Raw genomic sequence first — 23,727 nt, 5'->3', positions numbered from 1 at the left:
TTAGCCCTCTTTTTTCTTTTGCTTTGGCTTAAACATTTCAAGCATACGCGCTGTTACTGCGAAACCACCAAAAATATTGATACTTGCCAAGAATACTGCAACTGCACCAAGTACACTTACAACATTGATATCTTGGAACTGTACATTAGCATCCACAACACCAGGAATACCGACAGTTTGAATCATCGCACCCACAATAATGATCGATGACAATGCATTTGTTACTGCCATTAATGGTGTATGTAATGCAGGTGTTACACCCCAAACCACGTAGTAACCAACAAAGATGGCTAAGACGAAAATAGTAATAGTTTCAACCATGATGACTCTCCTTAACCACGCTTGAGCAGTACTTGACCGCCATGAGTTACTAGAAGTGCTTTTTGAATTTCGTCTTCTTGGTTGATGGCAAAGTTTTTCTCTTTATCAAACAACGTTTCTACGAAATTGAAAACGTTACGTGCATACAGTGCCGATGCTTCTGTCGATACTGTAGATGGAATATTTGGAATACCAAGAATTGTTACACCATTATCAGTGACAACGTTTTCACCATTCTTAGAACCTTCAACGTTACCACCTGTTTCAACCGCCATATCGAGGATGATTGAACCTGGTTTCATTTTGGCAACAGTTTCGGCTTTGATTAGGCGAGGTGCGTCACGACCTGGTAACAGTGCTGTCGTAATCACGATGTCAGCATTTGATACAGCCTTATCCACGATAATCGCTTGATCACGGATATATTCTTCACCCGGCATCCAACCATAACCATTTTTCGCTGCATCAGCTGCTTTTTGTTTTTCTTCATCAGACATTGGTACGTCTAACCACTTACCACCAAGTGATTCTACTTGGTCACGTGCAGTTGGACGTAAATCCGTTGCTTCAACAACAGCACCTAGACGTTTTGCAGTCGCAATCGCTTGAAGACCTGCGACACCCACGCCCATGATCACAATACGTGCTGGCTTCACTGTACCTGCAGCCGTCATTAGCATTGGGAACATACGTTGGTATTCTGCAGCAGCGAGAAGTACAGATTTATAACCTGCAAGGTTCGCTTGAGAAGACAATACGTCCATATTTTGCGCACGAGAAAGTGTACGTGGCAAAAGCTCTAACGCAAATGCAGACACTTGTTGTGATGCAAATTGGTCAAGATTTGGATTGCGGTATGGGTCAAACATTGCCACAACAGTTGTACCTGCTGTCAGCTTTTGAATCTCTTCACCCTCAGGGGCACGAACTTTCAAAATAATTTGACTACCCGTATAGGCATCATCCGTAATTTTTGCACCTACTTGTTCGTAAGCACTGTCAATATAAGCCGCTTTTTTACCAGCGCCACGTTCGATGACGATACTGTGACCAGCGCTAATCAACTTTTTAACTGTCTCTGGCGTTGCAGCTACGCGGTTTTCACCGCCGACAGTTTCCTTTGGAATTCCAATCTGCATGAGCGTTCCTCAAGCTAATTTTTCTTAAAGTCAACATCGTGGATCGACGATGCTTCCCCAGATGCGTTGTTATGAATTTTTGGATTCTAATTGAACTTTTATAAAATACTACCCAATATTTATTTAATAAATGACCATATTTTGAACTGATGATTCATAAATATAATTGTACGATATACCCAACATTCGATTTTTCGTATTTTTATCCAGTGCAATTTTCACCTTCACTCGGTTAATTTATTTCCCAATCTTGTAAGTTGTTGATTTTTTCACCCAATGTTCCGAGTGTTATTACTTATTTCCACTATTCTAATTGGCATTTATGGCAGGATGATGCATTTCATAGATAATGCCATCGCTGTTTAAATCCCACATAAAACAATAGATTTAGCACCAAGTTTTATTACAAAATTGACATTTCTGACAATTTATAACAGTTTTTTTTAAGCTTGAATTGGCTATTTAGACCATTTTTCCTGTCATAAATGTAAGTCGTTTTTTATTCCTTTTTTTAATTTCATTAATAAAAAAAAGTACTTGTAACATTTTTTTAAATTTACCCAGACTTATGTCTAAAGAGCTTACAAATTATTTTAAAATTATTCCATTCGCCATTTTGTCAATTAATAATAGTCTAGTAAATTTCTCTATACTGCCTAATAATGCACCAATAGTGTGCATATAGTGAATTCATGGATACTTCCATCCTCTTAACAAGGCAGTTTCCGCCTGATTTATAGACAGTTTTATTTTCAACCATCTTTATTCATTTGCCAATAAGTTAAAATTCAATCAATTAATGTATTGAATGATCACTTTTATTGCACGATTTCATAGCTTTTTTGCATTTTAACTTTACCAAAGCTACATCTATACTGTTTATACCAACATACATGCCTAATCTCGGCATGATCAATGCAGTCAATTTTATGAAACTCTCCTTATCGAGTACCCAACTCGGATCACTGTATGCTCTCAGTGCCGCGTTCTTATTTAGCACTAAGGCTATTTTTATTAAACAAGCCTATGCCCTCTCGCCTTTGGTCGATGGCACGGTGCTGATGGCGCTCCGTATGGCAAGTGCATTGCCATTCTTTCTATTGCTCTGCTGGTTCAATCGTCACCACAATAAGGATATTTCAAGTAAAGATTGGCTTCTGCTCATCGCTGCTGGGTTAATTGGTTATTATTTTTCGAGTTGGTTAGATTTTGCAGGCTTGATGTATATCAGTGCTTCACTGGAACGAATTATCTTATTTCTTTATCCAACACTCACCGTGATCGCCACGAGCTTTATTTATAAGCAAAAGTTGAATTTTAAAACCATACTTGCGATTGCACTGAGTTATGGCGGTACAGTAATCGTGATGCTGCAAGAGCAAAGCACAGTGCCACATGAAGGTAATTTTTGGCTTGGAGTCAGTCTGGTCTTTGCCAGTGCAGTGAGTTTTGCTAGTTATCTACTCATGACACCTCGGCTAATTCAAAAATTCGGTTCTTGGAATTACACAGGTTTAGCACTCAGTATTGCCTGTTTCGGTACATTGATGCATTTTGTGATTGCCACACCACAACCTATTCAGTTACTCAGCCAACTTCCTGTAGAAATCATCTGGTATGGCATCGCTCTAGGTCTATTAGTCACCGTACTGCCAACCATTTTGGTTGCACAAAGTATTTCACGTTTAGGTGCTGCGCAATCTGCCATGATTGGTTCTATCGGTCCAATTCTCACCATTATTTTAGCCGTCGCGTTACTCGGCGAGCATATGAATGCGATACAATGGTTTGGTTGCTTATTGAATATCATGGGTGTCATGATGATCACATTAGCTAAAAAGAAACTTGCGCATTAATTTTATATACAACTCTTGCGCTTTCTATATAAATCGTTAAGTTCGTAGCAAAGTATATGGGGAATTTGAGAAAATTATGCATTTTAGAATTGTGTCACCAAGCGCTTGCGTAGATGTTGAAAATATCCAATTGGCGCAAACACATTTAGAACGCTTAGGTCACACAGTGAGTTTAGGTGAACATGTATTTTCTCAATATCGTTATTTAGCAGGGACGGTTGAACAGCGTCTTGCGGATCTAAAACAAGCCTGTCTTGACGCAGATGTAGATGCTATTTGGTGTGGTCGTGGAGGGACTGGTGCTGCCATGTTATTGCCATTTTTAGATGAATGGATGTTGAACAAACCGATCATTGGTTATTCTGACACTACAGCTTTACTCAATTATGTCGCTATGCATGGTGGACAATCTTTACATGCACCTGTTTTCCAAGAAATTGCTGTAAAGAATTTGGATGCGAGTCCAATTTCTTATGATGCAATGAAAACCATTAGTCTGCTCAATGCTGATCAGACCAAGCCTAGCCACTACCCCCTTTCCGCACTCAATGAATCAACTCAAGATTTGGCATTAGAAGATATCCATATTTTAGGTGGTAATCTGACTGTGCTATGTACCTTACAAGGTACAGCAAGCCACGTTCAACTTCAGCAACCAAGTGTATTATTACTTGAGGATGTCGGTGAACCTTACTACCGTATTGAGCGTTCTTTGGTTCAACTTTTACAAAGTATTGATACATCAAATTTAAAAGCATTAGTTTTGGGGGACTTTTATCAATGCCCACAAAAAAATGTGCCTCAGACCATTGCCGAAATTGTCAAAGAACATCTTGATCCGTTAAAAATTCCGCTATTCCAATGTAATTGGTTCGGTCACGGCGCAGTGAATCGTCCGTTTTGGATTGGGAAAAAAGGGAAAATCATCGATTCCCAATTGGTCATCTACTAGACTAGCTACTAATCAGGTGCTTTTAATAAGTTCATCAGCACCTCTTGAAAATGAGCACCTGCGGATGCCTTTCCTAATTGATCATCAGGATTTCGCAGTGGACATTGATCTAGGGATAAACACCCGCAACCAATGCATTGATCTAACTGTTGTCGCAGTTTGAGTAAATTCATAATTTGTTGATCAAGTTGCATTTGCCAATGCTGTGACATGGCTTGCCAATCCGATTTACTCGCAACTTTATGCCTTGGCAATACAGCAAATGCATCATGAACTTGTTGTAAGCTAATCCCGACCTGCTGTGCGATTTTAACAATCGCAACGCGCCTCAACATCGCCCGCGGATAGCGTCGCTGATTCCCCTGCGTACGCGTACTCCAAATCAAATCTTTTTCTTCATAAAATCTGATTGCCGAAACACTGACTGCACTGCGTTGAGCGAATTCCCCAATGGTTAACCATTGTCCTACTTGCTGTTCTTCAGATGAATGCTCAAAACCCATCACATCCTTTTGCACTACTGTCTGTACTGGCATGGAGCCTGTTGAGAGAGTTTCATTTTCAATGTCAGATTTTTTCAATTTTGACTTGACCTCAAGTTAACCTGAGCTTTGATACTAGCAAAATATTAAATTCGTCTAAAGAGTATCCGTGTGAATACAAAGCAATCATCATTACCAAACCAGCCTTCAGGTATCAAACCATTCAAAATGGTTAATCCAAATACACTTTATAATCCATCTGCATTTGCGTATAGTCATGTGGCTGAAATACGCCATTATCTACGAATCTTGCATATTTCTGGTCAAGGTGGTGAAAACCAACACGGTCAACTAGCAAATGATTTTGCGCAGCAAGTACATCAAGCTTTTCTCAATGTGCAACATGCTCTCGATGCTGTAGGTGCATCATTATTCGATATTGCTGTTTTAAGAATATTGGTGGTTGATCATAGCCCCAAAAAGCATCAATTTTTAATCCAAGAAATGCAAAAGTTATGGAAAGATCAAGCCTTTCCTGCTTGCACGCTTATTCCTGTACCGTGTCTTGCTTTACAAAGTATGCAGATCGAAATTGAAGCAACTGCTTATTGTCTTTAATCCCCCCTCAAACCATACTGCAATCTAGGAAGTTTTTATGAATGCCCAACTCGATATTAGCCAAAACAAAGCTTTACTTTGGCTAATGGCGATTGCCTGCGGTTTATGCGCAGGAGCGAACTATTACTGCCAACCCTTGATTCATTCCATTCAGCAATACTTCAATATGCCTGAGTCACAAGTGGCTCTCACTGTGACATTTGCCCAAGTTTCCTATGCAGTCGGTTTATTATTTATTGTTCCGATGGGTGATATTGTCAATAAAATCAAATTCATTCCTTGGCTGATGTTCTGCACTGCGATTGGCTTATTGCTTTGTGCTTTTGCGGTAAATTTACCAATGTTATGGATCGGAACGATTATTACAGGGTTGTTCTCAGTTGCAGCTCAAGTCTTGATTCCCCTAGCAACTATGGCAGTAAAACCTGAAAAAACTGGGGAAGTGGTCGGCTTTTTAATGAGTGGGCTATTGGTTGGCTTACTACTTTCAACCAGTCTTGCTGGATTACTCTCTAACTTATTTAACTGGAAACTTATTTACTTTGTCAGTGCAGGATTGATGCTACTCCTCGCATTTTTACTCAAAAGTCGTTTACCACATGTACCTACTTTTAAAATGAGTTATGGCAAAATTTTTCAATCCATGGCGGTTTTACTCAAGGAAGAACGTCGCCTTGTTTATCGTGCTGTAATCGGTGGTTTTGCATTTGCCGCAATGAGTATTCTATTTTCAACTATTGCGGTTCTACTCACTTCAGAACCATTTAAATTACCTGATGTTCTGGTCGGTGTCGTGACCCTTATTGGTGTATTTGGTGCCTTATCTACAGCTCAAATCGGTAAAATTGCAGATCGCGGGCATACAGCGATTCTGACTTGGATTGGTGTTTCAATCATGTTACTCAGCTGGGGATTACTATACCTCGGTGGGACATATCTCATCAGTTATATATTGGGTTATGGGCTGATTAATTTAGGACTTGCCACCATTCATAGCAGTAATCAGAACATCATTTTCCGTTTACGCCCAGATGCCAAATCACGGATTAATTCAATTTACATGACAGCATACTTTACAGGGGGCGCATGTGGTTCAGCTTTAGGTGTTTATGCATGGCACCACGGTGGTTGGAGTATGACCACTGTTGTTGGATTGCTGTTAGTATGTGGTGCCGCTTTGTTTGCACTGCTAGACCATCTCTATGTCAAATCTAGCAATCACATTCAAACTATTTAACCAACTACAAGGCATCACTTAAATTAAAGCATTTTTATCAACACTCAAGAGACTTGTACCACAGGATAAAATGGTTTCCCTAAATCTAAGTCTTTCGAGTGTTCTAAAAGAATGTGAATAAAAGCAGGCAACAATGCCACTAAAATATGACAAGCATCTTGTAATTGCTTTCGATTGAGTGAGCTTTTATAAGTTGCTCCGCCATGCATCAGTTGGTTTCTTAGCGTGTACAACCGATTAAAGATAACGAAAAGTAAGTCCACAGTGTCTTTACTCTGTAAGGCTTGATGCACGCGTTTTTTTTCTATATCAAAATCTTCTTTCCAAGCTTTCTGACTGATTTTTTGGTTTTGAAAATCCCAAAATGATTGAAAAACATACGGATTTTCGATTAACAATCGGATCGATGAACTAAATTTCTCCCAAATGAGATTATATATTTTCCGCCCTTGATCCAACTGGCAGACTTTATGTAAAAATTGTCTAAATGACTGTCGATCTTGAGTAAAAGCCATATCTTGTGCGTAAACAGCATTAAATCCGACCCATAAACTTATGAATTGTAAATCCAGATCATCATCCAGTTGAATCGCTTTTTTTAACCAACTCAAACCACGATGAATCCGTAAATTAAACTGTTCTGAATTTTCGATCTTTTTACTTTTATATACTTCTTCTAAAACAAGCACGCCATCCCCCAACATATTGTTTTTAAAAATTTATCTTATTGAATAAATGCGTATTTCTCAAGCAATTTAAATATGCTCTTTATCACACCTTTAACATACTATTTAGCCCTTTTAGCCAGTTTCCATTTCTGAATCGACGCTGATATAAAACGTAACGCTTTGGAAAATACCGAATCATTTTGATGGATATTGTTTTTTTTAAACTTATACAAAGCAAAATGGTCAAAGCAAATCATTATATTTATTAAGCTTATTTCATAAAATTAATTTTCACACCATTATAACCGACTTAATAAGCGCAATAATTATAAAAGAACATATTAACAACCTAAAAACCCAAATATAAAAACATATAAATTAAAACTTAAATAAAATAACTCAGTTACATAAAATAATCACAAAAATATCATTTTTTAGAATATTTACTCTATTTATTTAAGTTAAACAATAAGACTATAGTTCAAGTTATCCCAGCATTTTTTCAACATGAAATACAAATATTAATACTTATCATTAATCCCTCATAAGTATTGAACAACTATAGCTTAATTAGGTAATAACCGTAATAAAATGACACTTTTTTGCCATTATGGACAAAAATTTTCACTGAGTCTTAATCAAAAAAAACTTAATTCACCATAAGAATTTTCAATTAAAATATCAAATCATGATAAATAAAAAGTTATTTTCATTAAATTAAGCACTTAAACAATTCATCATTTTTAAATACCTCTGTATATTATTTTAAAATAACAAATCTTTTTATAAATATAAGAACCAGTTATTTACATGATTAAAAAAAAGCCTATAATCGCCAACCTAATCTATAGTATCTATTCGCGCAGGAGTCTTATTATGCGTAAAGTTATTTTATCTACTCTTATGATGGCTTCTGTTTTAGCATCTCTCCCTACACATGCTACATCACCTCTAACAAGCCAATTCAATGTCATGATTAAAGTCAATGAATCATGCGAAATTAAGAGTGCTAATAACGTAAATTTTGCAGATATTGACCGTTCAACAAATGAAGCTAAAACTGCTCAAGGTAATCTAAGCGTATTATGTACAGTAGGCACGCCATATCAAGTGGCTTTAGCTGGCTCAGGTAAAATGACAAATGCCTCAGATGCAAACAGTACGATCGCTTATAACCTATTCAAAAATCCAGGTTATGATCAAGCGTGGGATGAGCAAAACTTAAATTATCAAGAAGGTAATGGTAAGCCTCAACAATTAGAGGTATACGCTAAACTATCTAGTACGACTAACGTAAAAGCGGGTGAGTACTCAGATATAGTAACTGCAACTGTCACTTACTGATTACTGATTACTGATTACTGATTACTGATTACTGATTACTGATTACTGATTGTTTAATCATGAATAGGGTATCAATTTATGTTCAATAAATTTTTTACTGTGATTTTGAGCCATATATTGGTGCTCTATTCGGCTGTCGTATCTGCTGCGAGCCTGCAAGTATCTCCTATTTCTTTGAAGTTTCAACAGACTGAAACAGCAAAAGAAATTTGGTTGACCAATACCAGTGAACAAGCTATTCGAGCGCAAACTCGTGTGCTCGAATGGACACAAGATGACAATAAAGATGTGTTAAATCCAACACGCCAAGTTGTTGCAAGTCCCGCAGTCACTGAAATTCCAGCAGGTGGACGACAACTGATTCGTGTGATCAAAACGTCCCAACTTGATCCCCGCCAAGAACAGAGCTATCGTTTGATTATTGACGAGTTACCGAGTGCGAAAAAAACTGAAGATCAAGCTGGTCTACAGTTGCTTTTACAATACTCTGTTCCAGTCTTCTTTGAATCTAAGCAAGATATTAGTGCAAAAAATAACATCACACCTTTAACTCAAATCCAATTTAGTTATAACAACCACAAACTGACTGCGGAAAATAATGCCAATAGTCATATCCGTCTCAGTCAACTCAGTTATATCAATCCAAATGGTGAAAAAATACCGTTGGTCAATGGTTTACTTGGATATGCTTTAGCACATAAAACCATGGCTTGGGATATTCCTGCCCAAAAAAATATGCTTCCAAACGGAAAATTTGAAGCAAGAATCAATACGGATGCGCAAACTCAAATCTTAATCATCAAATAGTTATTTGTATGAAAAAGACAAGTGCTGTCTATAACTCCCTGTTTAAATCACTTGGCTATTGTCTTGTAATCAGCTATTGCCCTGTTGTTTTTGCAAATTCAGAAATACTTCAAACAGCTACCGATACAGCTGATTTTGAACAAGAGCTATATCTAGATACTATTTTAAACCAATCACCTAAAACGATCTTGGGGCATTTTACGCAACGTAATAATGAACTTTTGATCAGTAAAGCGACCCTAAAAGACTTGGCGCTTAATGTTGATCTACCTGATCAAAATAATGAATCTGATTTTATTGCATTAACACAAATTAAAGGTTTAAGTTATCAATATGATGCTGCCTCACAAAGCATTCATTTAACAGCAACAGCGCAATTATTGACAAAAAGTGCGCAAGTAACACGCCTACAATCAGTTGAACCCGCTATCGTCAATAAGCAGCAGATACGTCCTGGCATCCTAATGAATTACGATGTTCACAGCCAGTACAATCAAGATCAACTCACTCAAAGCTTATGGAATGAATTACGTTTTTTCGGCGGTGAAAGTGGTGGTGTATTTAGTATTTCTGCCAACCATGTTTATACAGATCATGAGCATGCTGGCTCTGCATTTAATAGTAGAATCTTAGATACCTATTGGCAAAAAGATTTTCAGAATAAAGCCATCTCGCTCATCACCGGTGACAGTCAGTCAAAAGCCTTGAACTGGAGTCGTTCGACCCGTATTTCAGGCTTAAAAATTGCAAAAAATTATAGCTTACAACCCTATCAAAGCACCTCACCTTTAGAGTCCTTCAAAGGCTCAGTGTTGCTTCCCTCATCTGTTGATTTATTAATCAATGGCATACAACAAAGTACCACACAGGTTCTGCCTGGAAATTTTGATATTCAAACCATTCCCACCATTTCAGGTGCAGGAACAGCGCAATTGGTCATTACCGATCTTAATGGCTTACAGCGTGTCGTTAATTTTTCACTGTTTGGAACAAGTAACCTGCTGCAAAAAGGATTTTCAGATTGGGAAATTAATCTGGGGATGAGTAAACTTGATTATGCAGTGAAATCATGGAGCTATGATGATCAACCACTCTTTAATGGTTCATATCGCTATGGTCTCACTCAAGACACAACGCTTGAAAGCCATGCTGAGTTTTCCCAAGATTTACAATTGACTGGCATCGGCTTTGTTCATCGCTTACCTCAAACATGGGGCTTGTTAAATGGCGCTTATAGCTATAGTCATCTCAATCAAGAAAACGGTTATTTGTACAGTTTAGGCTATCAGTGGAGTAATAATCTTTTCAATATTTCATTAGACCATCAACAAGTTTCTGAAAATTATAATGATATTGCCAGCACGCTAGGCTATAACCATACCCGTGAGTCCAATCGTGCCTTTTTAGGGTTAAACACTGAATATGGACAATTTGGTGCCAGTTATGCACAACAAGACTATAATCAATTTGAAAATAAGTTTTTGATGTTGAACTGGTCTTATATTTTCCCCTCAAAAAAATACTTAAGCATGAGTATGACCCGTGACTTAAACAATAAAAATAACACGTTTTACTTGTCTCTCAATATTCCTTTTGATCGCCAAACTCAAGCAACTGTCAATGCTCAGAACAATGAGAATGGTCAACAATATTCTGCCAGTGCACGTCGTACCGCCTCGCAAAATCAAGCGGATTGGGGTTGGCAAGCCTATACCAATATTAAAGATTCAAATGATTATACTGTTCAGGGTACAGTGCAAAGAAATAACCGTTTTGGTGAATGGGAATTTGGTTTGCAACATGATCAAATGAATCAGCAGAACTATACGAGTTCAATGCTCTCAGGACGTGGTAGCTTATTATTTATGGAAAATAATTTATTTGCTAAACGTCAATCTTTTGGTTCTTTTGCGATTGTTTCTACACAAGGCGTACCCAATATTCCCGTACAACTTGAAAATAGACAAATGGGCAAAACCAATAAAAAAGGAGTATTGCTCATTAATGACCTGAATGCATATCAACATAATAATTTATCTATTGATACACTTGCACTTCCGATCGATTATAAAATTGAAACAACACGAATAGATACCGTACCTTATAGTCAAAGCGGTGTTTTTGTTGAATTTCCTGTGTATAAAATGCAGTCAATACAGCTCAATGCTGTGGATCAAGAGCAAAAAGTTCTCAGCCTAGGAAGTCGTGTTTGGAATCAAGATCGCTTACCGACTGACGATGATATTGAAACAACGATTGTAGCAAGAGATGGTATGGTCTATTTAGAGAATCCTAAATCTGCAACGATTTATATCGAACATCAGCAAAAAATTTGCCAAGTTAGATTACCCACCTTGACACAAATCTCAGGATTTATTGATTTAGGAAGTTTGAAATGTTTGTAAAAATAAGGACATGTATTTCTTCTAAGTTTCTACCTTATAGCTTAGTATCCCTCTGCTTATACCTAAGCGTGGTGATTTCTGCATCGTTTTTAAGTACGGAATCACTTGCAGAAAATAACAAAGCCTCTTGCTGGATTTCACAACCTGATCTTAATTTCGGTACAGTTTCAACTGCGGGAGGTAGAAGTAACACCTCAGTCAAAGTGACATGTAATCACTATGGTCATACAAAAACTGTGAATCTGACCATGTGCTTGTATATTCCAGAAGGAGACCCTTCTTTAGCCAATAACCGTAGACGTATTTCCTCAAATACTGGTCCAGGTAACGCAAGTTCTTATCTCAGCTATGACTTGTTTTATGATCCTGCACTTACGCAACGTATCGACACCACAGCGAACCCATCTTCTCTACGTTGTGTGAATCAGACTTTGAGTCCATCTGAAAATCAGAAAGACACATTCATTATGCTATATGGCTCTATTTATCCAGGGCAAAATGTTCTAGCAACACGTTATACTAGCTTTAATATGCCACTCAAGCTGTTATCTAACTCTAGTGAAGATAAAGTTCTATCTGCGCAAGATGTTATTGCTCAAAATAAAACAGCGACCAATAACTTATTGGTTACAGCAAACTATGAAAATAGTTGTTATTTGCAATCAGTTCCAGATTTAAACTTTGGGCAAACAGACAATTTATTGCAAGAAAAAACCAGCTCAACCACAATTTCTTTATCTTGCCCTATCAATACGACATGGAAAGTCAGTTTAGACAATGGTTTAAACTTTGATGGGACAAATAAAAGAATGCGCAAAGGTACTGATTATATTGCTTATGCACTGTATAAGGATGCCAGTTTAAGTCAAATTTGGGATGCCAAAAGTATTGCTCAAGATGTTGGGAACAACGGCACTCAACAGATTAAAATCTACGGCAAAATTCCAATTCAAAACAAAACTGTACCTGCTGGTGATTATCTTGATACTGTTACTGTCACCCTGACCTATTAGGTGGAATAATCATGTTTCAGATCAACTAATTTTTATGATTTCGTGTTGATTGATAATCATAGGAATCTACCATAGAATTGAATCAAGCCTTCGCTTTAAATATCTTATATTTAGAGCATGGCTAAACATAAATAAGCCTTACTTTGCTCAACCCATCGTATGACTTTGGAAATTTAAACATAAAATCTTATGAAACTACCTATTTTTTTATTTGTCACTCTCGCGGGGATCGGGGCTTCAGCATATATCTATGCGGGGAACCAAAATTCAGTACAATTTAGAGTACAAGTTCATATCAAAGAATCTTGTAATATCTCTTCTCAAGGGGCTTCCAATCTCGATTTTGGTACAGTCAATCGCTCTGCTGATACTCTTTCAGCGCAAGGAAATTTAAATATTACTTGTACGCAAGGAACACCTTATACTATCGCCCTGAAAAGTGATCGTAAAATGTTGAATCAAACAACATCTGGTGCTGTTATTCCTTACACTCTTTATCAAGATGCCAATCAAAGCATTGTTTGGGGCTTTGATTCAAACCAGAGTTATACCAACACGGGCATCGGAGCAAATCAAAACATCCCAGTTTGGGGGAAAGTCGCTAAACAAGACACTAATGTTCCAAGTGGCTCATATTCAGATACAGTTACAGCGATTGTAAGTTACTAATCCATTGTTTTAATTTATTATTTCACAATATCTTAAATACTCAACATTTAAGATATTGTCCTATATTTTAAATATCAATAAATGATCAAAATGTAATGATTTTCAGTTTTATGCTACTATTGCAAACCTCATTGAATACTGCATTTATATAATGTAATTTTGTTCAAATCTATGCTGATATTTGCATAGATTACATGAGAAGTTTCTCCTATTTTTTCTCCCTCTCTTCGTTTAAAACTGTTTTAAGGCTTTGATTAAAGGTTTAATTTTATGACGACTCTAGATACCACTGAAATTAAATCTAAGCCTCGCATCAGTGTTGCCCCAATGATGGATTGGACAACCAAAGATTACCGATTCTTTGCACGTTTGTTCAATCCTAATGTCATTCTGTATACCGAAATGGTGACTACAGGTGCAATCATCTATGGTGGTGCAAATCGTCACTTAGACTATAACAATGAAGAACATCCAATCGTTCTACAGTTGGGTGGCTCAAATCCTAAAGATCTTGCAACCTGTACTAAGATGGCGCAAGACTGGGGCTATGATGAAGTCAATTTAAATGTGGGCTGCCCAAGTGATCGTGTACAGAATAATAAAATTGGTGCATGTTTAATGGCTGAACCTGATTTGGTGGCAGAATGTATTGCTGAAATGCGTAATGCTGTTGATATTCCTGTTACGGTCAAACATCGTATCGGTATTGATGACATGCAGTCCTATGAAGAAATGTTGCACTTCGTTGATACTGTGGCAAAAACAGGTTGTGATAATTTTATCGTGCATGCTCGTATTGCATTGCTCCAAGGTCTTTCACCAAAAGAAAACCGTGATGTACCACCTTTGCGTTATGAAGATGTATATCGTTTAAAGCAAGAACGTCCGAATTTATTGATTGAGATCAATGGCGGCATTAAAACCTTTGCTGAAACGCAGGAACATTTAAAGCATGTTGATGGCGTGATGATTGGTCGTGAGGCTTATCATAATCCATACCTTTTGGCTGAATTAGGTCAGTTGTGGAATTTAGACTTACCTGATCGTTTTGAAATTATCGATCAAATGCTTCCGTACATTGCAAAACGTATGGAAGAAGGTGCGCCACTTTCAATTATTACCCGTCATATTTTAGGTCTATTCCAAAACCTTCCAGGCGCTCGCAAATGGCGTCAGGCTTTAAGCGGTGGCAATGCCAAAACTTTTGCTGACATTGAAAATGCTATCATGAATATTAAAGAAGCCATGAAACGGACTGAGGATTATATAAAACAACATGAATTTGAGTGAATCTAGAAACTATCTATTTCAGTTGATCTAGTAATTCTTTAGCCTCTAAATTATTTTGTTTAGATGCTAAAGAATAGTATTTTCTTGCTTGTAACGTACTTTTTTCAGTGCCAAACAAGCCTTCAGAATAAATCCGTCCTAATTCTATTTGTGCTCTTTCATTCCCATTTTCTGCTGATTTTGTTATCCAACTAATCATTAATTCTTCATTTTTTTCAACACCTAATCCATATCCATATAACGTACCTATTAAATACTGTGCATATGTTGAATTTTGCTTTTCTGCTCGAAGTAACCAATTCATAGCAGATTGATATTGTTCTAAGTCCATGTATAGCGAAGATAGCTTTATTTGAGCCAACACATTGCCATTTTGGGCTGCCATTTCAAAATAATATAAGGCTTTTTGTGTATCTTGTTTGACACCTAAACCTTTGAGATACATATTACCTAGGTGCATCATCGAATCATCATTTTTATTATTAGTTTCTTCACGATATCTTTCAGCTGCTTTTCTAAACCATTGCTCAGCTTTAGTATCATCTTGCTTTACTCCATTTCCATTTAAATAAAGCTGTGCAAGACTATAATAGACCTCTCCTTTGTTTTCTGTTATTTGACTATTTAAAATATCAAAAGCCTCTTTGAAGTATTTTCTTGATGCTGAAAAATCCTGTTTAACTCCTTGACCATATAAATACAATTTCCCTAACCCGATTTTTCCATATGCATTACCCTGTTCCGCCGATTTCTTTAATAAATCATATGCCTTCACCAAGTTTTTAGGAGTATCATCACCATTGATATATCTTAAAGCTAATTTCTCCTGTGCATCAGCATTTCCTTGATTAGCCTCTGATTCTAACTTTTGCCAGTTCTTGTTATCTGCATACACAAAAATTGGCATTAAAGCGAGTATTGAAATTTGTACTAATATTTTAAACTTCATATTTTTTCTAATTAAATGATTTATACATATTGAAAATAAAGTCTAAGGCTTTACTTTTATCTTATCCAGCCTTTTCAACACTTCCGCTACAGCAACCATCGCAAAACTTGAAGTCACCACTACAGCAGAACCATAACCACCACAACGCAAGCCCGCACTGGCACAAACATCAGCACTAGAGAATGGATTATCAATCGAATAGACGCAGGTAATACCAAACTTGTCTTTCGGCTTTTTACAAATTCCCATACCACGTAATTGTGTACGCAATTTTGCCAACATCGGATCTTGTTCAGTTTTGGATAAATCTGCAACACGGATTTTAAGCGGATCTAATTTCCCACCTGCCCCACCAGAAACAATCAAAGGAATTTTATTAAAACGACAATGCAACATTAACGCCAATTTGGCTTTTACATCATCAATGCAATCTAAAATAATATCTGGTTTTTCTGCCAAAATTTCTTTGATATTTTCAGCGCTGAGATAATCATCGACTAAATTGATTTTAATTCTTGGGTTAATCGAACGACAGCGTTCAGCCATCACTTCAATTTTTTCCTGACCTAAAGTCGATGTCATTGCAGGCAATTGACGGTTGATATTCGATGCCGCAATCGAATCCATATCCACCAAAGTTAACTCGCCAATACCTGTACGCGCCAGCGCTTCAACCGCCCACGAACCCACACCGCCAATCCCAATCACCATCACATGACTTTTTTCATAATGCTGAAATTCTTCTTCACCATAAATTTTGGCTACACCTGCAAAACGGCGGTCATATTCATCATCGTGGAGAAGTTCAGTCATGGTTTAAATCTAAATTCTAAAAATCCAAACTATTTTATCAAAAATAGACACTAAAAATGTAAATTGAATCCACAAAGCTGATTTCCATGCTTTAAAAGCTAAAGATATTTTATTGCTTTTAGAGTTTACGCTTGGGTTAAATCATATTCATCACTTGAATCCTCATAATAGCATAAAAAAAGCCCCACAATAATGCAGGGCTTGGAGAACTCATTAACTTTGCTCTCATTCAACAAACATGGATTTGCTCATTGAAAATCATATTGATCAAATAAAATAGATGCTTTGATATAAATTATGCCAATTTATGTGACTTTTCAATAAAAAATAAGATTTTGACACGATTCATTTCCTATCTGGTCATTTTAAGCCCGAACATACAAAAATTACTCTCTCAATAATGACTCATTCGACACATCCAGTGTATTTTTCCAGAGTTGATCTGCCAATTGTGATTCATCAAGCTGTAAACATGCTGCCAAACCTTGTAATACATAAGGCAAATTTACTGGGGTATTACGAGTTCGATGTTCATGTGAAGTCTGACAACACAGCGGTGTCATATCAGGACAATCCGTTTCCAAAACCAAATGCTCTACTCCAATAGCTTGAACCACACCGATTAACTTTTTTGCATTGGGGTTGGTAATTTGTCCTGTCACCCCTATTTTAAAACCGAGTTTAATAAACGCTTTCGCTTCTTCAATTCCCCCACTAAAGGCATGTGCAATACCACCATTTTTAAATTGTTGCTTCTTAAGCATGGCTAATACATCTGCATGTGACTTTCGAATATGTAAAAGAATGGGGAGGTTAAACTGCTGTGCTAACTCAATTTGAGCCGAAAAAAAATCTTGCTGTTTTTGAAATAACTCGGCTTGTTTGTGTTGTGTTAAAAAAGTATCTAATCCAATTTCACCGACTGCACAGCATCGTTCTGTTTTTAAAATATGCTCTAAATCATCTAAATGACTCTGATCATGTTGTTCAATATAAAAAGGATGTAGACCAGGTGCAAGATGGCTTCGTGGTGCATTGTTGAGTTGATTCAGAAAATGATGAGTCTGAACTAAATCTTGAAAGCGTTCTTGTAGGAAGCCAATTAACACCAAATGCTCAACACCGACTGCTTTGGCTTGATACGCAAGCAACTCTCTGTCTTGATCAAAATCAGAGACATCAAAATGAGTATGCGTATCAAACAAAGACAAGGTCATTATAATTTCGTTTAATTATGTGCAACTGGAGCAGATGCACTTGGTTGATCTACTTGCATTTCGGCTGGAAAATATTGAGTTTTCAAGACACCTTTTAACTGATCATACGGAATCGTCAAACGCGGTAAACCAACCACATAAGGTCCTATCTCATATTCACCATATTGTAAAATCAGCCCCTGTTTGCCTAAATAGAAATTATCAGACAGTTTAAATTTCCACACTTGCTCATACTCTGCAATATTATCTGCGAGTTTAGAATCAGCGACCCAAGTTTTAAATGCCTGATACGCCAACTGTTCCAATTTAGCTTTTTGATTATTTTCAATAATTTGTGTCAATGTAACTTGTTTTCTGGTCACTAAATCAAAGTTATAATAACGTTGCACAGACGAACCATGTGCACCGCCTAAATAGCTACTGGTATTGAGAACTACTGTGGCTAAAGGTTTTTCTGCATTTAATATTTTAGGGCTGACCATCACATTAATCTGACTACTTGCTCCTAGTGTTTTCAATTCTTTATCTAACTCTAAAAAAGAATTGGCATAAGGTTGTACTTTTTCTTGTAATTGTTGTGCAGGTGTTTTATTACTATTTTCTTGAATTTCACTGGCTGCTGTTTGCGCTGTTGATGATTGCTGATCAGATACTTTCTTATTTTTACTCAACTGAGCGATATCCAATATTTGATCTAAATTTTTAAGAATGGCTTGATCAATGATTTCATCAACAAAAGTTTGATTGGTTTTCAGACGCTCCACTGAAAATTCTGGACAACTTTTCCCATCACATTCAGGCGTATCTAGTTTTAACTTTTCAGTATCGCCTTGTAACTGCAATGATGTATCAGGAACTTGTGATGCAGCTGTTTGATCTATAGATGGATCTGCTTTCTTTGAATCAGGTTTATGACAAGCCGTTAACCCTAAAGTGATCACCAATATAGAAAGTGCTATTGTGCTTTTTTGATTCAACATTTAACCAACCTATCCACTTTGTTTCTGAGTTACCATCTAAGACTAGACTATGCTTCTCTATTAAAATGCTCAATCAATATTTGTATCTAATTGGCATTTTTTTGCTACATAAAGTCAAACTATATCAAACACATTTCTGTCATTTTTAGAACATTTTTTGAAAGACTTCTGGCTTTAAAATTTTCTGTGTTTGTTCTTTACTGAGATAAATATCCAACTGAGTTGCATCTTCTACAATTTCATTGGCACGATAATGTAATCCCACACCTTCACCATCAAAAAACCAATCTGCTTGTCCCCAATAGAGTTTTTTAGGCGCATGTTTTTTCACATCTGTATCTTGTTTTGCCAACCATTCAGCATACTTTTCTTGTACCCAAGTATTGAGCTGATTTTGTTGATTCGGTGAAATCACATCTAAAATACTTAAACCTTTCTTGAGCTTTCGATCAGCCACAAAAAAGTACTGTCGCTCTTTTATAGTGACATCAGCTTGTAATGTATTGATAGATACTTGAAGCAATACATACTGGTTACGCTGAGAAGCCATTCGCGTTTGCATATGTAACTCAAAAGCTTTATTTTTTGGAAATTCCTCTTGCCAAGCATCTGATTTTTTCACGAATGCATTGATCGCTTGTTGCAAGGTCATATTTTGCTTAGAGTCAATCTGTGCTTGAATCACATGCGATTGATTATTGGCAATCCATTGGTTTAACCACGTATCTTGTGTTTTGATGGTTTGAATATCAATTTCAATACAGTTTTTCTTTTCACAGAATGGTAAAGCATAGTCGGCTTGAGCTTCTTGAATATTTAAATAAGGCAGAATATCGGCATTTTCTTTTTCTGACTGTAAAACACCTTGATCATTTTTATCCTGCTCTTTTTTTGAATCACAGGCAACCAAAGCCAAACTGCTTACACAAAGTACGGTCATTACTTTTTTTGAAAACTGCACTGCCTCAATCCCTTTGATTCCAAACATCATATTCTGATACAAAAACAGCTTCGCGAGGAAGCTGTTTTTACATTTTTAAATAAGTTATGCCAATAAAATTGCAATCACTTAGTGTTCACGTGTCGCACGGAATTGAATATCTGGATAGCGTTCTTGCATAAGCTGTAAATTCACACGACTCGGTGCAAGATAAGTTAAATGACCACCACCATCGACAGACAATTGATCATGGGCTTTTTTCTTAAATTCGTTGAATTTTTTCTCATCATCACAAGAAACCCAGCGCACAGTGTTAATGTTTACAGGTTCATAAATACAATCCACTTTGTATTCTTCTTTAAGACGATAAGCAACCACTTCAAACTGAAGCACCCCCACAGCACCAACAATCAAATCATTGTTGATTTGTGGCATAAAGACCTGAGTTGCACCCTCTTCCGAAAGCTCTTTCAAACCTTTTTGCAGTTGTTTAGATTTCAAAGGATCTTTTAAGCGTACACGGCGGAACATTTCAGGGGCAAAGTGCGGAATCCCTGTAAATTGTAATTTTTCACCTGATGTGAATGTATCACCAATTTGAATGGTACCGTGGTTATGCAAACCAATGATGTCACCCGGCCATGCTTCTTCAAGGTGCTGACGGTCGCCTGCTAAGAATGTCAAAGCATCACTAATGCGTACATCTTTATCAATACGCACATGCTTCATTTTCAAGCCTTTTTCATATTTACCTGAGCAAATACGCATAAAGGCTATACGGTCACGGTGTTTCGGATCCATATTGGCTTGAATTTTAAATACAAAACCAGTGAAACCTTCTTCTGTTGCTTCAACTGTACGCACTTCGGTTGGGTGTGCTTTAGGTGGCGGTGCATAGTTACTGAATGCATCTAACACATGGTCTACACCAAAGTTACCCAAAGCCGTACCAAACAATACAGGGGTTTGACGACCTGCTAAGAATTCTTCACGGTCTAATGGCTCATTCGCCATTTGTACCAATTCTAATGATTCTTCAAATGCAGCCCACGCCAATTCACCGACTTTTTCACGAAGATCTTCATACTTATAACCATCACGAATTTCAATATCGGTAATGGTTGAACCGAAGCCAGCTTTGTACACGTAGAATTTTTCTTCAATTAAATTGTATACGCCCGCAAAATCAAGACCTGTACCTAAAGGCCATGTCAGCGGTACACATTTAATTTTTAATACATTTTCAATTTCATCAAGCAATTCTAATGGCTCACGAATTTCGCGGTCCATTTTGTTGACGAATGAAATGATCGGTGTATCACGCATACGACACACTTCCATGAGTTTAATGGTACGGTCTTCGACACCTTTTGCCCCATCAATCACCATCAAAGCAGAGTCAACTGCTGTTAGCGTACGGTAAGTATCTTCCGAGAAATCTTCATGCCCTGGAGTATCGAGCAAGTTAATCATTTTGTCTTTGAATGGAAATTGCATGACTGACGTAGTGATCGAAATCCCACGTTCTTTTTCCATTTCCATCCAGTCAGAAGTCGCAGCACGATCAGCTTTACGACTTTTAACCATTCCAGCAACCTGAATCGCTTGTCCCCATAACAGTAATTTTTCTGTCATGGTGGTCTTACCCGCATCGGGATGCGAAATAATCGCAAAGGTGCGGCGTTGAGCGACCTGTGCCGCTAATTCATTTTGAAAGCTCATGCAAATACCTACTGCGAATATGCAGTTCAAGGGTCAAAAATGACCCAAATATAAAATTGGCGATATTGTAGCAGAATTCCATCCTGCTACGAGCTAATCTTGATAGTAGTTTTTATGCCGGTGCTTTTATGACTGTGCTTTTACATGGGTAGAAATCTAAGCTGAAGTTAAGAAATCGTATGTTCAATATTATAATTTGCTTCAAATCGCTCTACAGGCAACGGCATTCCCAATAAATAGCCTTGCAATTGCTGACACCCTAAACGCTTAAGAATTTCCGCTTGTTGTTCAGTTTCAACACCTTCAGCAGTTACAACAAGACCTAGACGAATCGCGAGATGAATAATACTTTCTAAAATAATTTCTTCTTTCGAACCTTCACATAAATTACGAATGAATTCACGATCAATCTTCAGCTCATCTACGGGCAAATCTTTTAAATATAAGAAACTCGAATGCCCTGTACCGAAGTCATCAATTGCCAACCTAATTCCTAAATTTCTTAATTTTTCAAATGTTCGAATACTACTGTCAATATGATGCATGGCTGTAGATTCAGTAATTTCAATGATCAAATGACCACATTTGATCTTATATTTTTGAATCAATTTTTCTAAAGTATCAATCAAATGCTTATGTTCAAATTGTACCGCTGAAAGATTTACAGCAACTGGACAGAATTGAAATTGTTTTTCTTCCCATGCTTGAATTTGCTGACAAGCCTGCTCTAAAGCCCAATAACCCATCCGAATAATCAACCCTGTTTGTTCAGCACCATCAATGAACATATTGGGTGCGAGTAAACCTAAAGTCGGATGCTTCCATCGAATTAATGCTTCAACACCACAAATTTTATATTCAGAGGTAAATTTAGGTTGATAAAATAGAATAAATTGTTGTTCTTCTACTGCTTTATACAAGTCATTAATCAACTTAGATTGACTTCGGCTTTGGTGTTGCTGATCTAAAGAGTTGTTATAAATACTATAGGTATTACGCCCCTGTTCTTTCGATTGCATCATTGCGGAATCAGCATTGATCAGAAGATCTTGTAAATTTTGTCCATGATCTGGAAAAAATACGATGCCAATACTGGCTGAAATATTAATTTCTTTACCTGAGATTTGAAAACTGTCTTGAATTTTATTCAAAAAAAGCTCTGCCAATTGTTCAACTTGAGGACGATTAGCATTTTCTAAAATCATCAGAAACTCATCACCACCAATTCGAATCAACTTCTGCCCCTCTTCCAAAAGAGGGTATAAACGTTGTGCTAATTTCACTAAAAGCTCATCACCAATATGATGACCAAAAGCATCGTTCACAGACTTAAAGCGATCTAAATCAATATATAAAAATGCAATTTTATGAGGAGATTCTTTAAGTTCTAGAAATAAAGAATCTGTGTATTGAACCAAAAAAAGACGATTTGGAAGTTTAGTTAAATTGTCTTGAAGGACTAAATATTCAAGTTCTTTATTTGCCTGAATGAGTTGCAAACTACGCTCTTCTAATCGTCGTTCTAAAATGGCGACACAAAAAGCTGAAACCAACACCAGACTTGCCACAAAAAGAATCGTAAATAATAAAATACCCTGCCCTTCATGAATATGCTCAGAGAAGTGCCCTGCGTCTATTGAAGAAATCGTCGCAGCACTCATACCAGTATAGTGCATACCCACGATACTCAATGCGATCATGATAGACACCGCAGATTTATAGAGCATTTTATGGTTAAAGGTATTCTTGTATTTAAAAGCTAACCAAAAAGAAAGACCAGATCCACTAATCGCGATCATAACTGAGAAGAAAACAATAATTAAATTATAATGAATCTGCTGGTTTGGTAGGTTTAACCCTAACATACCCACATAGTGCATGCCTGAGATCCCAAATCCCATCAACAATGCACCTAAGACTAGGCGCGTGATCGGCAACGTATCTCGAGTCGTTAACCAAATTGCAAAGGTGGAAGCAAATGCAGCGATTACATAAGAAATAACGGTTAAGGTTGGATCAAAAAAGTAACCTTCAGGCAAGTGACAAGCCAGCATCCCAACGAAATGCATCGCCCAAATTGCAAATCCAAAGACCATTCCACTGAGGCATAATATTATTTTCCGCCCACGAGGCGTACGTGGTACAAATATGAGTTGCTCCAATGAAATAGCCACGTAACAAATGAATACTGCAACGCATGCAGACCCAATTACGAGACTACTATCATAACTCATATAACTCATAAAAATTTTCTTCCAGTAATGAACCTGTTATTGTAATTAGGAAACTCCAATACTTACAACGC

The 23,727-nt window shown here is 37.1% G+C and carries 21 protein-coding genes; 10 read left to right on the top strand and 11 right to left on the bottom strand.

Features of this window, described 5'->3' with window-relative positions; genetic code table 11:
* Nucleotides 1–321 (bottom strand): proton-translocating transhydrogenase family protein, encoded by a 321-nt coding sequence (locus tag BEN71_RS03650; RefSeq protein ID WP_068973100.1) that lies wholly within the window; start codon nt 319–321, stop codon nt 1–3.
* A gap of 11 nt (nt 322–332) precedes the next feature.
* Nucleotides 333–1,460 (bottom strand): Re/Si-specific NAD(P)(+) transhydrogenase subunit alpha, encoded by a 1,128-nt coding sequence (locus tag BEN71_RS03645; RefSeq protein ID WP_068973099.1) that lies wholly within the window; start codon nt 1,458–1,460, stop codon nt 333–335.
* 929 nt (nt 1,461–2,389) lie between these two features.
* Here BEN71_RS03645 and BEN71_RS03640 point away from each other — a divergent pair.
* On the top strand, nt 2,390–3,316 hold the full coding sequence (locus BEN71_RS03640) for a DMT family transporter (RefSeq protein ID WP_068973098.1): 927 nt from the start codon (nt 2,390–2,392) through the stop codon (nt 3,314–3,316).
* 76 nt (nt 3,317–3,392) lie between these two features.
* Nucleotides 3,393–4,268, top strand: a complete 876-nt coding sequence (locus BEN71_RS03635; RefSeq protein WP_068973097.1) for an LD-carboxypeptidase — start codon at nt 3,393–3,395, stop codon at nt 4,266–4,268.
* 8 nt (nt 4,269–4,276) lie between these two features.
* On the opposite strand, the gene soxR is transcribed toward BEN71_RS03635, so the two are convergent.
* Entirely contained in the window at nt 4,277–4,771 is a 495-nt protein-coding gene (soxR, locus tag BEN71_RS03630; RefSeq protein ID WP_068973134.1) for a redox-sensitive transcriptional activator SoxR, read from the bottom strand.
* A 150-nt stretch (nt 4,772–4,921) separates the two neighbouring features.
* On the opposite strand from soxR, the gene BEN71_RS03625 reads away from it, so the two are divergent.
* Together BEN71_RS03625 and BEN71_RS03620 are read left to right on the top strand one after the other, a co-directional pair.
* A complete protein-coding gene (locus tag BEN71_RS03625) occupies nt 4,922–5,368 on the top strand; it encodes a RidA family protein (RefSeq protein WP_068973096.1) in 447 nt (148 codons plus the stop codon).
* 37 nt (nt 5,369–5,405) lie between these two features.
* Entirely contained in the window at nt 5,406–6,605 is a 1,200-nt protein-coding gene (locus BEN71_RS03620; protein ID WP_068973095.1) for an MFS transporter, read from the top strand.
* A gap of 44 nt (nt 6,606–6,649) precedes the next feature.
* On the opposite strand, the gene BEN71_RS03615 is transcribed toward BEN71_RS03620, so the two are convergent.
* A complete protein-coding gene (locus BEN71_RS03615) occupies nt 6,650–7,294 on the bottom strand; it encodes a HEPN domain-containing protein (protein WP_068973133.1) in 645 nt (214 codons plus the stop codon).
* Between the two features lie 855 nt (nt 7,295–8,149).
* Here BEN71_RS03615 and BEN71_RS03610 point away from each other — a divergent pair.
* The 6 genes from BEN71_RS03610 (at nt 8,150) to dusA (ending at nt 14,801) form a co-directional block, all read left to right on the top strand.
* Entirely contained in the window at nt 8,150–8,617 is a 468-nt protein-coding gene (locus BEN71_RS03610; RefSeq protein WP_068973094.1) for a Csu type fimbrial protein, read from the top strand.
* A 78-nt stretch (nt 8,618–8,695) separates the two neighbouring features.
* The gene (locus BEN71_RS03605; protein WP_068973093.1) at nt 8,696–9,424 is read left to right on the top strand and encodes a fimbrial biogenesis chaperone; all 729 of its coding nucleotides are present in this window, start codon (nt 8,696–8,698) and stop codon (nt 9,422–9,424) included.
* 8 nt (nt 9,425–9,432) lie between these two features.
* Complete coding sequence (locus tag BEN71_RS03600) at nt 9,433–11,829, top strand: fimbria/pilus outer membrane usher protein (protein ID WP_068973092.1); 2,397 nt, start codon at nt 9,433–9,435, stop codon at nt 11,827–11,829.
* Nucleotides 11,820–12,842, top strand: a complete 1,023-nt coding sequence (locus tag BEN71_RS03595; RefSeq protein WP_086322739.1) for a Csu type fimbrial protein — start codon at nt 11,820–11,822, stop codon at nt 12,840–12,842. The genes BEN71_RS03600 and BEN71_RS03595 overlap by 10 nt, the downstream gene beginning before the upstream one ends.
* Before the next feature lie 189 nt (nt 12,843–13,031).
* Nucleotides 13,032–13,511: a Csu type fimbrial protein gene (locus BEN71_RS03590; RefSeq protein ID WP_068973091.1), complete on the top strand. Its 480-nt coding sequence runs from the start codon at nt 13,032–13,034 to the stop codon at nt 13,509–13,511.
* A gap of 270 nt (nt 13,512–13,781) precedes the next feature.
* Nucleotides 13,782–14,801 (top strand): tRNA dihydrouridine(20/20a) synthase DusA, encoded by a 1,020-nt coding sequence (dusA, locus tag BEN71_RS03585; protein ID WP_068973090.1) that lies wholly within the window; start codon nt 13,782–13,784, stop codon nt 14,799–14,801.
* 13 nt (nt 14,802–14,814) lie between these two features.
* Here dusA and BEN71_RS03580 read toward each other — a convergent pair whose 3' ends face one another.
* The 7 genes from BEN71_RS03580 to BEN71_RS03550 form a co-directional block, all read right to left on the bottom strand.
* Nucleotides 14,815–15,750 (bottom strand): SEL1-like repeat protein, encoded by a 936-nt coding sequence (locus BEN71_RS03580; protein WP_068973089.1) that lies wholly within the window; start codon nt 15,748–15,750, stop codon nt 14,815–14,817.
* Between the two features lie 42 nt (nt 15,751–15,792).
* Nucleotides 15,793–16,563, bottom strand: a complete 771-nt coding sequence (locus tag BEN71_RS03575; protein ID WP_068973088.1) for a tRNA threonylcarbamoyladenosine dehydratase — start codon at nt 16,561–16,563, stop codon at nt 15,793–15,795.
* Nucleotides 16,564–16,949: 386 nt separating this feature from the next.
* Nucleotides 16,950–17,780, bottom strand: coding sequence for a TatD family hydrolase (locus tag BEN71_RS03570; protein ID WP_068973087.1), 831 nt, complete (start codon nt 17,778–17,780; stop codon nt 16,950–16,952).
* An 11-nt stretch (nt 17,781–17,791) separates the two neighbouring features.
* Nucleotides 17,792–18,760, bottom strand: coding sequence for an RsiV family protein (locus BEN71_RS03565; RefSeq protein WP_068973086.1), 969 nt, complete (start codon nt 18,758–18,760; stop codon nt 17,792–17,794).
* A 145-nt stretch (nt 18,761–18,905) separates the two neighbouring features.
* The gene (locus BEN71_RS03560) at nt 18,906–19,700 is read right to left on the bottom strand and encodes a hypothetical protein (protein ID WP_068973131.1); all 795 of its coding nucleotides are present in this window, start codon (nt 19,698–19,700) and stop codon (nt 18,906–18,908) included.
* A 129-nt stretch (nt 19,701–19,829) separates the two neighbouring features.
* Nucleotides 19,830–21,422 carry a peptide chain release factor 3 gene (locus tag BEN71_RS03555; RefSeq protein ID WP_068973085.1) on the bottom strand — a complete coding sequence of 531 codons (1,593 nt, stop codon included), beginning with the start codon at nt 21,420–21,422 and terminating at the stop codon, nt 19,830–19,832.
* 167 nt (nt 21,423–21,589) lie between these two features.
* Nucleotides 21,590–23,665 (bottom strand): bifunctional diguanylate cyclase/phosphodiesterase, encoded by a 2,076-nt coding sequence (locus tag BEN71_RS03550; protein ID WP_068973084.1) that lies wholly within the window; start codon nt 23,663–23,665, stop codon nt 21,590–21,592.
* Nucleotides 23,666–23,727: the final 62 nt, after the last annotated feature.

It is taken from the genome of Acinetobacter wuhouensis, from assembly GCF_001696605.3.
Lineage (GTDB): Bacteria > Pseudomonadota > Gammaproteobacteria > Pseudomonadales > Moraxellaceae > Acinetobacter > Acinetobacter wuhouensis.
This window is presented reverse-complemented; position numbering and strand designations above follow the sequence as displayed.

Coding starts and splice junctions, on each gene's coding strand:
- BEN71_RS03580 (WP_068973089.1), bottom strand. CDS start 15,750: ATGAAGTTTAAAATATTAGTACAAATTTCAATACTCGCTTTAATGCCA.
- BEN71_RS03595 (WP_086322739.1), top strand. CDS start 11,820: ATGTTTGTAAAAATAAGGACATGTATTTCTTCTAAGTTTCTACCTTAT.
- soxR (WP_068973134.1), bottom strand. CDS start 4,771: ATGGGTTTTGAGCATTCATCTGAAGAACAGCAAGTAGGACAATGGTTA.
- BEN71_RS03560 (WP_068973131.1), bottom strand. CDS start 19,700: ATGACCGTACTTTGTGTAAGCAGTTTGGCTTTGGTTGCCTGTGATTCA.
- BEN71_RS03555 (WP_068973085.1), bottom strand. CDS start 21,422: ATGAGCTTTCAAAATGAATTAGCGGCACAGGTCGCTCAACGCCGCACC.
- BEN71_RS03605 (WP_068973093.1), top strand. CDS start 8,696: ATGTTCAATAAATTTTTTACTGTGATTTTGAGCCATATATTGGTGCTC.
- BEN71_RS03570 (WP_068973087.1), bottom strand. CDS start 17,780: ATGACCTTGTCTTTGTTTGATACGCATACTCATTTTGATGTCTCTGAT.
- BEN71_RS03640 (WP_068973098.1), top strand. CDS start 2,390: ATGAAACTCTCCTTATCGAGTACCCAACTCGGATCACTGTATGCTCTC.
- BEN71_RS03635 (WP_068973097.1), top strand. CDS start 3,393: ATGCATTTTAGAATTGTGTCACCAAGCGCTTGCGTAGATGTTGAAAAT.
- BEN71_RS03565 (WP_068973086.1), bottom strand. CDS start 18,760: ATGTTGAATCAAAAAAGCACAATAGCACTTTCTATATTGGTGATCACT.
- BEN71_RS03590 (WP_068973091.1), top strand. CDS start 13,032: ATGAAACTACCTATTTTTTTATTTGTCACTCTCGCGGGGATCGGGGCT.
- BEN71_RS03575 (WP_068973088.1), bottom strand. CDS start 16,563: ATGACTGAACTTCTCCACGATGATGAATATGACCGCCGTTTTGCAGGT.
- BEN71_RS03600 (WP_068973092.1), top strand. CDS start 9,433: ATGAAAAAGACAAGTGCTGTCTATAACTCCCTGTTTAAATCACTTGGC.
- BEN71_RS03610 (WP_068973094.1), top strand. CDS start 8,150: ATGCGTAAAGTTATTTTATCTACTCTTATGATGGCTTCTGTTTTAGCA.
- BEN71_RS03645 (WP_068973099.1), bottom strand. CDS start 1,460: ATGCAGATTGGAATTCCAAAGGAAACTGTCGGCGGTGAAAACCGCGTA.
- BEN71_RS03620 (WP_068973095.1), top strand. CDS start 5,406: ATGAATGCCCAACTCGATATTAGCCAAAACAAAGCTTTACTTTGGCTA.
- BEN71_RS03550 (WP_068973084.1), bottom strand. CDS start 23,665: ATGAGTTATATGAGTTATGATAGTAGTCTCGTAATTGGGTCTGCATGC.
- BEN71_RS03650 (WP_068973100.1), bottom strand. CDS start 321: ATGGTTGAAACTATTACTATTTTCGTCTTAGCCATCTTTGTTGGTTAC.
- dusA (WP_068973090.1), top strand. CDS start 13,782: ATGACGACTCTAGATACCACTGAAATTAAATCTAAGCCTCGCATCAGT.